Annotated in this window: 12 protein-coding genes; 5 read left to right on the forward strand and 7 right to left on the reverse strand. The window is 55.9% G+C overall.

The window, feature by feature from the left end; genetic code table 11:
* Positions 1 to 75 precede the first annotated feature (75 nt).
* The 3 genes from ubiD (at position 76) to CKK19_RS07925 (ending at position 4,147) form a co-directional block, all read left to right on the forward strand.
* On the forward strand, positions 76 to 1,569 hold the full coding sequence (ubiD, locus tag CKK19_RS07915) for a 4-hydroxy-3-polyprenylbenzoate decarboxylase (RefSeq protein WP_088581798.1): 1,494 nt from the start codon (positions 76 to 78) through the stop codon (positions 1,567 to 1,569).
* 39 nt (positions 1,570 to 1,608) lie between these two features.
* A complete protein-coding gene (gene fre / locus CKK19_RS07920; RefSeq protein WP_003860778.1) occupies positions 1,609 to 2,310 on the forward strand; it encodes an NAD(P)H-flavin reductase in 702 nt (233 codons plus the stop codon).
* Positions 2,311 to 2,527: 217 nt separating this feature from the next.
* The gene (locus tag CKK19_RS07925) at positions 2,528 to 4,147 is read left to right on the forward strand and encodes an ABC-F family ATP-binding cassette domain-containing protein (protein WP_063853759.1); all 1,620 of its coding nucleotides are present in this window, start codon (positions 2,528 to 2,530) and stop codon (positions 4,145 to 4,147) included.
* 38 nt (positions 4,148 to 4,185) lie between these two features.
* Here CKK19_RS07925 and CKK19_RS07930 read toward each other — a convergent pair whose 3' ends face one another.
* Positions 4,186 to 4,473, reverse strand: coding sequence for an HTH-type transcriptional regulator (locus CKK19_RS07930; protein WP_003860776.1), 288 nt, complete (start codon positions 4,471 to 4,473; stop codon positions 4,186 to 4,188).
* Between the two features lie 330 nt (positions 4,474 to 4,803).
* Between CKK19_RS07930 and CKK19_RS07935 the strand changes: the two genes are divergently transcribed.
* Both CKK19_RS07935 and cspA read left to right on the forward strand, forming a co-directional pair.
* The gene (locus CKK19_RS07935) at positions 4,804 to 5,514 is read left to right on the forward strand and encodes a DUF3053 domain-containing protein (protein ID WP_023299059.1); all 711 of its coding nucleotides are present in this window, start codon (positions 4,804 to 4,806) and stop codon (positions 5,512 to 5,514) included.
* A gap of 243 nt (positions 5,515 to 5,757) precedes the next feature.
* Positions 5,758 to 5,970 (forward strand): RNA chaperone/antiterminator CspA, encoded by a 213-nt coding sequence (cspA, locus tag CKK19_RS07940; protein WP_003860775.1) that lies wholly within the window; start codon positions 5,758 to 5,760, stop codon positions 5,968 to 5,970.
* 58 nt (positions 5,971 to 6,028) lie between these two features.
* On the opposite strand, the gene ghrB is transcribed toward cspA, so the two are convergent.
* The 6 genes from ghrB to CKK19_RS07970 form a co-directional block, all read right to left on the reverse strand.
* Positions 6,029 to 7,003 (reverse strand): glyoxylate/hydroxypyruvate reductase GhrB, encoded by a 975-nt coding sequence (gene ghrB, locus CKK19_RS07945; protein ID WP_063853758.1) that lies wholly within the window; start codon positions 7,001 to 7,003, stop codon positions 6,029 to 6,031.
* Between the two features lie 26 nt (positions 7,004 to 7,029).
* Positions 7,030 to 8,310 (reverse strand): MFS transporter, encoded by a 1,281-nt coding sequence (locus tag CKK19_RS07950; RefSeq protein ID WP_001089079.1) that lies wholly within the window; start codon positions 8,308 to 8,310, stop codon positions 7,030 to 7,032.
* A 117-nt stretch (positions 8,311 to 8,427) separates the two neighbouring features.
* Positions 8,428 to 9,366: a sugar kinase gene (locus CKK19_RS07955; RefSeq protein ID WP_063853757.1), complete on the reverse strand. Its 939-nt coding sequence runs from the start codon at positions 9,364 to 9,366 to the stop codon at positions 8,428 to 8,430.
* Positions 9,367 to 9,369: 3 nt separating this feature from the next.
* Positions 9,370 to 10,119, reverse strand: coding sequence for a sugar phosphate isomerase/epimerase family protein (locus CKK19_RS07960; RefSeq protein ID WP_063853756.1), 750 nt, complete (start codon positions 10,117 to 10,119; stop codon positions 9,370 to 9,372).
* Positions 10,120 to 10,221: 102 nt separating this feature from the next.
* On the reverse strand, positions 10,222 to 11,238 hold the full coding sequence (locus tag CKK19_RS07965; RefSeq protein ID WP_032626516.1) for a LacI family DNA-binding transcriptional regulator: 1,017 nt from the start codon (positions 11,236 to 11,238) through the stop codon (positions 10,222 to 10,224).
* Positions 11,239 to 11,395: 157 nt separating this feature from the next.
* Positions 11,396 to 12,058 carry an OmpA family lipoprotein gene (locus CKK19_RS07970; RefSeq protein ID WP_063152728.1) on the reverse strand — a complete coding sequence of 221 codons (663 nt, stop codon included), beginning with the start codon at positions 12,056 to 12,058 and terminating at the stop codon, positions 11,396 to 11,398.

The following is a 12,058-nucleotide window of genomic DNA, read 5'->3' on the forward strand; positions in this document are numbered from 1 at the left end:
TTCACGCTAATTTAACAAAATTACAGCATCACGCGGTCTTACGCCGTATAATGAAGCGCTTACAGAGAGGCCATGATTAACTGCATGAAATACCACGATCTACGCGACTTCCTGGCGCTGCTGGAAAAGCAGGGCGAACTCAAACGCATTACGCTTCCTGTTGATCCGTATCTGGAAATGACAGAAATCGCTGACCGCACCCTGCGCGCGGGCGGCCCGGCGTTGCTGTTTGAAAACCCAAAAGGCTACGCTATGCCGGTACTGTGCAACCTGTTTGGCACACCTCGCCGCGTGGCGATGGGCATGGGGCAGGAAGATGTCACGGCGTTACGTGAAGTGGGCAAACTGCTGGCCTTTCTGAAAGAGCCGGAGCCGCCAAAAGGGTTCCGCGACCTGTTCGACAAGCTGCCGCAGTTTAAGCAGGTGTTGAATATGCCCACCAAACGACTGCGCGGCGCGCCATGCCAGCAAAAAGTGCTGGAAGGCGATGCAGTTGATCTGACCAAAATTCCCATCATGCAGTGCTGGCCTGAAGATGCCGCACCGCTGATTACCTGGGGCCTCACCGTGACGCGTGGGCCGCATAAAGAGCGTCAAAACCTCGGCATTTATCGCCAGCAGTTGATTGGCAAGAACAAGCTCATCATGCGCTGGTTGTCCCACCGCGGTGGCGCGCTGGATTTCCAGGAGTGGTGCGCGGCCCATCCGGGCGAACGCTTCCCGGTTTCCGTCGCGCTGGGTGCCGATCCGGCAACCATTCTGGGCGCGGTGACGCCTGTTCCTGATACGCTGTCGGAATATGCCTTTGCAGGGCTGCTGCGCGGTACCAAAACCGAAGTGGTGAAGTGCATCTCCAATGACCTGGAAGTGCCAGCCAGCGCAGAGATCGTGCTGGAAGGTTACATTGAACAGGGCGAGCTGGCACCCGAAGGACCGTACGGCGACCACACCGGCTATTACAACGAAGTGGATAACTTCCCGGTATTCACCGTCACGCACATTACCCAGCGTGAAGATGCCATCTATCACTCTACCTACACCGGCCGTCCACCGGATGAACCGGCGGTACTTGGCGTGGCGCTGAACGAAGTGTTCGTGCCGATCCTGCAAAAGCAGTTCCCGGAAATTGTTGATTTTTATCTGCCGCCGGAAGGGTGTTCGTATCGCCTGGCGGTGGTGACGATGAAGAAGCAGTATGCCGGTCACGCTAAGCGCGTGATGATGGGCGTATGGTCTTTCCTGCGCCAGTTTATGTATACCAAGTTTGTGATTGTCTGCGATGATGACGTCAATGCCCGCGACTGGAATGACGTCATCTGGGCCATCACCACGCGTATGGATCCGGCGCGTGATACGGTGTTAGTGGAAAACACGCCGATTGATTATCTGGACTTTGCCTCGCCGGTTTCCGGCCTTGGTTCAAAAATGGGACTGGATGCCACGAACAAATGGCCTGGCGAAACCGACCGTGAATGGGGTCGCCCGATCGAAAAAGATCCTGCCGTGACCGCGCGAATTGACGCGATCTGGGACGAGCTGGCCATAATGAATAACGGTAAGGCAGAATAAGACCGTTTAGCCCTATAGACTTCCCGACAGAGAGAGCGAATGACAACCTTAAGCTGTAAAGTGACGTCGGTAGATGCTATTACCGACACCGTATATCGCGTCCGTTTGGTTCCTGAAGCGGCATTCTCATTCCGTGCCGGTCAGTACCTGATGGTCGTGATGGACGAGCGTGATAAGCGTCCTTTCTCTATGGCCTCAACGCCAGCAGAGAAGGAATTTATTGAGCTGCATATTGGTGCGTCTGAGCTTAACCTGTACGCGATGGCCGTGATGGATCGCATCCTGAAAGAGCGTGAAATCGTGGTCGATATTCCTCATGGCGAGGCCTGGCTGCGTGAAGACGAAGACCGTCCGCTGATCCTGATTGCCGGTGGTACAGGCTTCTCCTATGTCCGCTCTATTCTGTTGACGGCGCTGGCGCGTAATCCAAATCGCGATATCACCATCTACTGGGGCGGCCGTGAAGAGAAGCACCTTTACGATCTGTCTGAGCTGGAAGCGCTGAGCGTCAATCATCCAAACCTGCGCATCGAGCCGGTTGTCGAGCAGCCGGAAGAGGGCTGGCGCGGGCGCAGCGGCACGGTGCTGACTGCGGTATTGCAGGATCACGGAACGCTGGCCGGGCACGATATCTACATTGCCGGTCGCTTTGAAATGGCGAAAATTGCCCGCGACCTGTTCTGCAACGAGCGTGACGCGCGGGAAGATCGTCTGTTTGGCGATGCGTTTGCGTTTATCTGATTGTGAGACCCGCTTCGGCGGGTTTTTTACGCTCGGGCAATAGCGCTGGTGAAAATTTAACCTTGAAATGGGCGGCGCATTGCCGTTATTCTTGTTCCCGTTAAATTTCGCCCTCAGGAGCGCCCCCCAAAAATGAACAAACACGACTGATGAATTTCGATCCTTGCTCAACGCATCGCGTCGGCAGGGGATGTTTTGATTTCATTCAGGAGTGCTTATGGCTCATTTTGCGCAATCCCCCTCTTTTATTTTGCATCAGGTCACCTGTCAGTTTGCGACGGGCGATATCCTTTTTGGTCCACTGAATCTTTCTCTGGATGCGTCAGTGTGTGCGCTGGTTGGCCGCAACGGCAGCGGTAAAACACGCCTTCTGCGTCTGCTGGCAGGGGTTGATGAACCCGCCAGCGGTCACATTGAGCGCTTTGGTACACACGTCTATGTGGCGCAGCAGCAGGATATTTCTGCGGATACGACTCTTGCCGGACTGCTTGGTTACGACGCGATCTTTGCGGCGCGCACGCGCATCGACGGCGGTCATTATGAACCCGACGATCTCGACACGCTCGATGGTTACTGGGATCTGGCTGAACGGCTAAGCCAGGCTTTTATCGCTGCAAAACTTCCCTCTTTTGAGCCGAACAAACGCGCGGCAGAGCTAAGCGGCGGCGAGCGCATTCGTGCCTTGCTGTGCGGCGCATTCACCGCGGATGCTGATTACCTGCTGCTGGACGAACCGACCAACCACCTCGACAGGCAAGGCCGCGTGTGGTTCTACGAGCAGCTTTCCCGGTATCAGGGCGGGGTGCTGGTGGCCTCTCACGACCGTGAGTTGCTGGCCCAGGTACCGCGAATCCTTGAACTGAGCGCGTTGGGCTTGCGCAGCTACGGTGGGAATTATGCTGACTATCGAACCCAGCGTGATGCTGAACAGCTGGCTGCCCGCGCCGCGCTGGAGCATGCTGCCACCGAACGCAAGCGTACCCGCGCCCGTATGCATAAAGAGCATGACGACAGCCAGCGTCGTTCGGCCAAAACGCTTCGCACGGTCGACAGCCTTAACATCGCCTCGTTTGAACGGGTCAAATACAAAGGGGCGGCGAAAGAGCGGATTGGTTCCTGGAAAAAACAGCATAGCGATCAAAATCATGCCCTGAACGCTGCGGTTAACCAGGCACGCGAGCGGGTTGAAGAAGATAACGCGGTGATGTTTACCCTGCCGGGCAGTGAAATCCCGGAAGGAAAACAGGTGCTGGTGCTGGAAGAACTGGTGCTTCCGCACGTGCCTGTCTCCCCGATAAACTGGCGAATGGATGGCCCGATGCGCGTGGCGCTACGCGGGCCGAACGGCTGTGGGAAATCCACGCTGTTGAAAGTGATGTTGGGCGAAACCGCCCCTGTTACGGGAACCTGTAAGGTCTCCGTCAGATGTGCTTATCTCGATCAGCATCTTTCCCGGCTGGATCTGTCGCAGTCGGTGATGACACACCTTAGCCTGGGCAATACGCCGCTCGAAGAGGGGGCGCTGCGTACCCGTTTAGCGCAGCTTCAGCTGGGCGCGGAGAAAGTGACACTTCCACTGGCCGATCTAAGCGGCGGCGAGCGCCTGAAGGCCGCGCTGGCCTACGTATTGTGGCGTGAAGCGGCAACGCAGCTGTTGCTTCTGGATGAGCCGACCAACCACCTCGATCTGGCTTCTGTTCAGGCCATTGAAGCGGCCCTGGCCGATTATCCCGGCGCGCTGCTGGTGGTGTCGCACGATGAAGCGTTTTTAGCAGGATTAAAGCTGACGCATGAGCTGGTGTGGGAAGAGTCGGGTTGGCGATGTGAAAGCTTCTAAACACAAGCCCCCGCAAGGGCGGGGGCAAACAAACTTTATCAGGCTAACTGCTTGCGAAGGTCAGGGTTTGCCTGGATCAGGCGCATCAGCTTTAGCTCGGCTGGGGTAGGTTTTTCACGCTTTGACTCCCACTCCAGCACCATCGCTACGCTGACACCCATCGCTCTTGCGAATTCATCTGTTTTCAGGCCCGACCCTTTGCGTAAACGCTCAAATTCACTAAAAGGATTGGACTTTTGATTCAGGGTAACCGTCGGCGGTACATCTTTAAAAATAATCTGTTCCAGGCTGCTCAGCAGCTCAAACTCAGGATCTTTTAATTCCATTGAGAACTCCTCATAAATCACACATCGGGATCATGAACATCAGAGAGCATGTTAAGAATAGTCCCTAAACCAAACACAGGATCGTCACGGTTGTGATTAATTGTGCGATAACGATCGCTTTACCCGTTTCAGCTATATGGATAGTTATGCTAATTACCTGATTAATCATATGTAGGGATGCACAGGTATTTTTTTGTAAATAGTCAGTACAAAAACGGCAATACCCGTTTTGCATGAAAACTCTATCTTGCAAGGCTGACCTGGACTATCCTTGTCAGCGTTGGGCACGCGTGTGCCGGTGTGCGCTTTTTGGGTGAAAGGAGTAATAAAATGGCGACAGGAAAGTCCTGCTCTCGCTGGTTTGCGCCTATTGCGGCGTTGTTGATGGTTGTTAGCCTGAGTGGGTGTTTCGATAAAGAAGGCGATCAGCGCAAAGCGTTTATCGATTTTTTACAGAATACAGTGATGCGTAGCGGCGAGCGTTTACCAACGCTGACTGCGGATCAGAAAAAACAGTTTGGTCCATTCGTGTCGGATTACGCCATTCTGTATGGCTATTCACAGCAGGTAAGCCAGGCGATGGATTCGGGCATTCGCCCGGTCGTGGATAGCGTCAATGCCATTCGCGTTCCACAGGATTATATGACCCAGCGCGAACCGCTGCGCCAGTCCAACGGCGCCCTTGGGGTGCTGAGCCAGCAGTTGCAAAATGCCAAAATGCAGGCTGATGCGTCGCGCTCCGCGTTGAAGCAGGACGAGGATCTCAAGCCGGTTTATGACCAGGTGTATGAGAAAGTCGTGACCAAGCCGTCAAACGCCTTGCAACCACTGATCCCGGCGGCGCAAGTCTTTACTCAGCAGCTGGTTCAGGTGGGTGACTTTATTAATGAGCAGGGTACGCAGGTGAGCTTCGTCTCTAACGGTATCCAGTTCCCGACCTCCCAGCAGGCGAGTCAGTACAATACGCTGATTGGGCCGCTGGCGTCCCAGCATCAGGCCTTTAGCCAGGCCTGGAGCGCAGCGGTCGCTGCAACGGAATAAGAAAAACCCCCGCTTCGGCGGGGTTTTTTTATGCATGATGAAAATAACGCTTGTCATTCTTCTACCATATCGGTATAACTATCTTCGTCGGTTTGTTACACAGACCTAAAGCAGTTTAGTAAAGCAGTCCAGATTGTTATCCATAGATACCCTTCGTAGTGACCCTTCCTTCATCGCTTAAAAATCTGTAACGCAATCCATCAAGCCGGAAGGCACAATATATTTGTTAATAAGGTAATTTCTATGTCTGCTAAAATGACTGGTCTGGTAAAATGGTTCAACGCTGATAAAGGTTTCGGCTTCATCACTCCTGACGATGGCTCTAAAGACGTGTTCGTACACTTCTCTGCTATCCAGAACGATGGCTACAAATCTCTGGATGAAGGTCAGAAAGTTTCCTTCACCATCGAAAGCGGCGCTAAAGGCCCAGCAGCTGGTAACGTTGTAAGCCTGTAAGCTTCCAACCCAGTAGCACAAAATTCAAAAACCCGCCTTCTGGCGGGTTTTTTCGTTTCTACTGTTGTATCTGCGGGTTAACGCAGTTCTTATCCACTTTACCGCCGAGCGCGGCAATCAGATTATCCACGGCGGTCGCCGCCATGTTGTAGCGTGTTTCGTGAGTGGCTGAGCCGATGTGGGGCAGGGCGACGACGTTTGGCATGTTCAGTAGCGGAGAATCCACCGGCAGTGGCTCCTGTTCAAACACGTCCAGACCGGCGGCGTGGATCTCACCGTTTTGCAGTGCCTCAATCAGCGCCTTCTCATCGACCACCGGGCCGCGACCTGCGTTGATGAAAATGGCCGATTTCTTCATCTTTTCAAACGCCGCCCTGCCGATGAGATGACGCGTTTCATCCGTCAGCGGCAGGATCAGGCTGACAAAGTCGGCTTCCTGCAACAACGTATCAAGCTCGCAGTAACGGGCGTTGAAACGTTCTTCAGCTTCAGCGTGATGACGGCGGGCATTATACAGAATGGGCATGTTGAAGCCGAAATGGGCGCGCTGTGCCAGCGCCAGACCGATACGGCCCATCCCAACAATCCCCAGCGTTTTGCCATGTACGTCCACGCCGAACCAGTCCGGGCCAATGCTTTTCGTCCATTCGCCCGCTTTCACGCGCTCAGCCACCTCCACCACGCGACGAGCAGTGCTGAGCACCAGCGCCATCAGCGTGTCGGCGACGGTTTCCGTCAGAGCATGTGGCGTGTGCATCAGCAGGATGTTGCGCGCGTTAAGCGCATCCACGTCGAAATTGTCGTAGCCCACAGAAACGGTTGAGGTTGCACGAAGCTTCGGCATTTTCTCCAGCAGCGCTGCATCCACCTTTTCGCTTGAACCCAGCAGGCCCTCGGCGCAGGCAAACGCGTCGGCGTGCTGTGCCACGGTTTGCGGGCTGAGGTTCTTTACCCGGGTAACGGTAAAGTGTTCCTCCAGGCGTTTTTGCAGATCTTCAGGCAGTGCTTTGTACAAAATGACGGACGGCTTCATGCTAATCTCCGTTGATTTAAAAGGATTCAGGCGTGGCGTGCGCCGACGGGTAGCTGTTGATTATTAGCAGGCTTAACGATCAGAGTAAGCCATACCGAGGCAAAAAGCGCCACCCCCATAAAGATGTAAGAAGCTGAAGGGCTGCCGGTGGCGCCGTTCAGATAGCCCACAAACCACGAGCCAAAGAACGAACCCAGCGCACCCATACTGTTGATCAGCGCCATCGCGCCCCCTGCGACGTTACGCGGCAGCATTTCCGGGATGATGGCAAAGAACGGACCATACGGGGCATACATGGCCGCACCCGCAATCACCAGCAGCGTATACGAGGCCCAGAAGTGGTTCGCGCCTACGGCCCAGGAACCAATGAAGGCAAAAGCAGCGATCAGCAGGAGTGGCCAGACGAACAGCTTACGGTTTTGCAGCTTGTCCGATGCCCAGGAGACGATAATCATCGCGATGGTTGCAGCCAGGTAAGGCACTGATGACAGCCAGCCCACTTCCACCATGCCAAGGTTTTCACCGCCGCTGCGGATAATCGACGGCAGCCACAGAACAAAGCCGTACACGCCAATACTCCAGGTAAAATACTGTGCGCACAGTAGAATAACGTTCCGGGAGCGGAAGGCTTCGCCGTAGTTACGCACCGCTTTCAGCCCCTGCTGCTCTTTATCCAGCTGCGCCTGGAGTGCGGCTTTTTCGTCTTCAGAAAGCCATTTTGCCTGGGCTGGCTTATCTTTCACCAGCACCCACCAGCAGAAGGCCCAGATAATCGCGGGAACCCCTTCGATGATGAACATCTCGCGCCAGCCGAAGGACTGGATCAGATAGCCGGAAACCACCGACATCCACAGCACGGTGACCGGGTTACCGAGTATCAGGAACGTATTGGCACGTGAACGCTCAGATTTTGTGAACCAGTTGCTGATGTAAATCAGCATTGCTGGCATGACGGCCGCCTCAACCACGCCGAGAATAAAGCGAATAGCCGCCAGAGCAGGAATGTTATTCACCACGCCAGTAAGCGATGCACATGCACCCCATAAGATCAGGCAGATGAAAATGAGCTTTCGCACGCTGCGGCGTTCAGCGTAAATCGCGCCGGGGATCTGGAAGAAGAAATAACCCAGGAAGAAGAGGGCGCCCAGCAGGGAGGAGACCCCTTTGGTGATCCCGAGGTCTTCGTTGATCCCGGCGGCGGATGCAAAACTGAAGTTGGCACGATCCAGGTACGCCAGGCTGTACGTGATAAACACGATTGGCATGATGTACCACCAGCGTTTTACTGCATTGGTCGAACTGTTCATAGGCTTGCCTCTGTTGTTGAGGTTGTTGCCGCCGTTGTCTGTAGGGTACACGGTGGCTTAATTATCTGGTGCGGATTGCTGCCCTTACCCTGGCCCTCTCCCACAGGGAGAGGGAATTCAGACTCCGAGCTCTGCTCGTGTTGGTAATCCTTCGCTGTCGCCCTGCACCCGAATCGCCAGCGAACCAATTTTGTTGCCTCGCGCCACGGCCTGCGACAGCGGTTTGCCCTCCAGCAGGGCGCTGATGATCCCGACGGCAAACCCATCGCCCGCACCCACGGTATCGACCACGTTATCGACTTTTACCGCAGCGACGGCGCCTTGCTCGCCGTCGGCAGTTTTGAACCATGCACCGTCAGCACCGGTTTTCAGCACCACGGCTTTTACTCCTTTGTTGAGGTAAAAATCAGCAATGCCTTCCGGCGTGCTCTCGCCAGTGAGGATCATTCCCTCTTTTACCCCCGGCAGTACCCAGTCCGCCTGAAACGCCAGTCGGTTGAGTTTCTCAACCATCTCCGCTTCGCTTGTCCACAGCACCGGACGCAGGTTTGGATCAAAGGAGATCGTTTTGCCCTGCGCTTTCATTGCCGAAGCGGCATGATCGAGTAAATCGTACGAACTGGCCGAGAGCGCCGCCGCCACGCCGCTCAGGTGCAGGTGGCGCGCAGAGGAGAAATACGCGGCGTGATAATCATCCACGGAGAGATGGCTTGCCGCTGAGCCTTTACGGAAATACTCCACGATGGGATCGGTTCCATTTTCAACTTTAGATTTCAGCTGAAAGCCCGTCGGGAAGCGTCCGTCGAGAGTCACGCCTGCGGCATCAATGCCCTCTTTTTTCAGCGAGTCGAGTACGAAATGGCCAAAGCTGTCATTTCCCACGCGGCTTACCCAGCCAACATTCAGCCCCAGCCGCGCAAGGCCGGTAGCAACATTCAGCTCAGCACCTGCAACGCGTTTGATAAAGTGCTCCACTGCGTTCAGCTCGCCTGTTTCGGTGGCGACAAACATCGCCATGGCCTCGCCGATGGTGATGACATCCAGCGTCTTGTGCATGGTTTACTCCTCGCGCAGCAGGTTTACGTAATGGCGGGTGACGGCGGTGAGATCCGTCCCTTCCAGCGGAAATTCGATACCGCGTGGCGCATCGGCAGGGAGTTGATTAAGCAGATCCCGCCAGCGAGAATCGGTCTGATCCGGCGCGACGGCGCGGAATTGCGCCTTATGCGGGATCGCGGCCTTCACATGAATGTAGCTCACGGCGGGAGCCAAATGACGTGCAGCCTCTTCCGGGGAGTCGCCAACCCACAGCCAGTTGCCCATATCGAACGTCAGCGTGACCGGCAGCGCCATTACCCGGCAGGCGGCTTTGAAGCGCTGCATCGGAGCGAGCTGACCGCAGTCGGTCTGGTCGTTTTCCACCACCAGCGTCATGCCGCTTTCATCCAGCAGTACGCGCAGGGCTTCAAGCGGTTGTTTGTCGCTGAAATGGCCCAGCGAGACTTTAAGCCACAGGGCGTTCAGGGTGCTGGCTTCGCTAAGGTAGCGCGGAAGATCCGGGTTGAGGGTTCCATCGGGCATAAACAGGGGGGCCGGGGCGGAGTAGCACGCCAGTAAACCCAGCAGTTCAATGGACTCGCCGAGCGCAGGCAGGGCCATTAACTCGTCGCTGCTGAAGAGCTCGCGGCGGATTTCAACGCCATCAGCCCCTGCGCCGGCAATAACGGGAAGCATCGCCCGTTGACCGCCTGCTTGTCGCACCTGATCCGCGCCATACGCGGCGGTGACCACCATAATTTTCCTGCTCATTTCCTGACTCCAGGGCGTAATCGATAGTATTACGCTAGATGGAACCGGTTCCAAAGAAAAGATCGGGATGCTGAATTTATGATCGCTGTCACGAAGGGGAAATTAACGGGCAGTAGAGCCGCGAACGATCAGCTCGCCAGAAAAAACCTGCTCGCGTACGGCGTCGCGGGTGCCTTCAATGCGGCGAACCACTTGTTCAACCGCGGCATAGCCGATCTGCCAGGTGGGTTGTTTGAGGGTGGTAATGCCTACGCCAGCAAGTTCAGCCCACTCCAGTTCATCAAAGCCGAGTAAGCCGATGTCGCTGCCCCAGTGCAGGCCAATGCGTTTAAGCGAGCGGGCAACCTGAAGCGTCAGCGCCCCGTTCGCGGAGATCACCGCTTTGCGCATACCCCGATGGCGGGTATGGAACTGGCGCAGGGTATTATCCAGCTGACCGGCTTCATGGAGGGGGATTTCGGCATTTTCGGCGATCACACCGGGATAACGCGCCAGCGTGGCACGAAATGCAGCCAGGCGGTCGCGGCGGGTGTTAACCATACCCAGCGGTTCGCTCAGGAACAAAATGGCTTCGAAACCCTGTTCAATCAGATGTTCGGTGGCAGTGGTGGCCGCCTGGGTGTTATCCAGCCCGACCACATCGCAGGCAAATTCCGGGATTTTGCGGTCAATAAGCACCATCGGCAGCGACGATTGTTGCAGGCGATTCAGTCCCTCTTCGCGCATCCCGACGGCATTGACCACGATCCCTTCCACCTGATAGCTGCGCAGCAGATCGAGGTAGTGCAACTCCTGATCAACTTCGTTATTGGTGTTACAGACCAGCGGGGTAAAGCCTTTCTCACGGCACGCCGCCTCAATGCCGCTGAGGACGTTAACGGAGTAAGGGTTGGTGATATCGGCGATGATGAGGCCAATCAGACGGGTACGACCCCGCTTGAGGCCGCGCGCCATCAGGCTGGGACGGTAGTCGAGATCGGCAATGGCCTGTTCAATTCGCGCCAGCAGCGCATCGGAAAGCAGGTGTTTCTCGCCGTTGAGGTAGCGCGAAATGCTGGTTTTACCGGTTTTGGCGGCTTTCGCCACGTCGCTGATGGTGGCCCGGGTTGGTTTGCTCATCGCTGATTTCCCTGAAATTAGTGAGAATACCTTAGCGGGAAAATCTGACGAATCAAGCAATTTGCCGGGTGGCGGTCTGATGCCCTCACCCCAACCCTCTCCCACGGGAGAGGGCGCAAACACTAAAACGGCAACAGGGTTGCCGTTTTGCTTTTACCTACTGCACAGGGCTCAACGTAATCTCAACGCGGCGGTTCTGCGCTTTGCCTTCCGCCGTGCTGTTGCTGGCGATCGGGTTAGCCGGACCCATGCCGCTGGTGCGGATGCGGTTCGCTTCTACGCCCTGGGTGATCAGCGAGCTGGCCACGGAATCGGCACGCTGCTTCGACAGACGCATGTTCAGATCCTGGCTGCCGGTACTGTCGGTGTAGCCAATCACGTTCACGGCAGTTTTGTTGTACTCTTTCAGCACCGCGGCCACGCCGGTCAGGGTGTTCGCGCCTGCGGGTTTCAGCGTCGCGCTGCTGCTGTCAAAGGTCACGTTGTTTGGCATGTTCAGGATGATGTTGTCACCGCTGCGCGTCACGCTCACGCCTGTACCTTTCATTTTGTCACGGAGTTTTGCTTCCTGCACATCCATGTAATAACCCACGCCGCCGCCCAGGGCTGCGCCTGCCGCTGCGCCAATCAGCGCACCTTTACCGCGATCTTTCTTGGAGGAGGAGAGTGCGCCAACGCCAGCGCCCACCAGGGAACCAATACCCGCGCCAATGCCGGATTTACCCGCTTCGCGTTCGCCGGTGTAAGGGTTGGTTGTGCAGCCTGAAACAGCCAGAGCACCGCTCACCAGAGCGGCAATAACGAGTACGCGTTTTTTCAT

This window comes from Enterobacter sp. CCUG 70166 (assembly GCF_020224095.1).
In the GTDB taxonomy this organism is placed as follows: Bacteria; Pseudomonadota; Gammaproteobacteria; order Enterobacterales; family Enterobacteriaceae; genus Enterobacter; species Enterobacter intestinihominis.

Coding starts and splice junctions, on each gene's coding strand:
- CKK19_RS07930 (WP_003860776.1), bottom strand. CDS start 4,473: ATGGAATTAAAAGATCCTGAGTTTGAGCTGCTGAGCAGCCTGGAACAG.
- fre (WP_003860778.1), top strand. CDS start 1,609: ATGACAACCTTAAGCTGTAAAGTGACGTCGGTAGATGCTATTACCGAC.
- CKK19_RS07960 (WP_063853756.1), bottom strand. CDS start 10,119: ATGAGCAGGAAAATTATGGTGGTCACCGCCGCGTATGGCGCGGATCAG.
- CKK19_RS07955 (WP_063853757.1), bottom strand. CDS start 9,366: ATGCACAAGACGCTGGATGTCATCACCATCGGCGAGGCCATGGCGATG.
- CKK19_RS07935 (WP_023299059.1), top strand. CDS start 4,804: ATGGCGACAGGAAAGTCCTGCTCTCGCTGGTTTGCGCCTATTGCGGCG.
- CKK19_RS07925 (WP_063853759.1), top strand. CDS start 2,528: ATGGCTCATTTTGCGCAATCCCCCTCTTTTATTTTGCATCAGGTCACC.
- ghrB (WP_063853758.1), bottom strand. CDS start 7,003: ATGAAGCCGTCCGTCATTTTGTACAAAGCACTGCCTGAAGATCTGCAA.
- CKK19_RS07970 (WP_063152728.1), bottom strand. CDS start 12,058: ATGAAAAAACGCGTACTCGTTATTGCCGCTCTGGTGAGCGGTGCTCTG.
- CKK19_RS07950 (WP_001089079.1), bottom strand. CDS start 8,310: ATGAACAGTTCGACCAATGCAGTAAAACGCTGGTGGTACATCATGCCA.
- CKK19_RS07965 (WP_032626516.1), bottom strand. CDS start 11,238: ATGAGCAAACCAACCCGGGCCACCATCAGCGACGTGGCGAAAGCCGCC.
- cspA (WP_003860775.1), top strand. CDS start 5,758: ATGTCTGCTAAAATGACTGGTCTGGTAAAATGGTTCAACGCTGATAAA.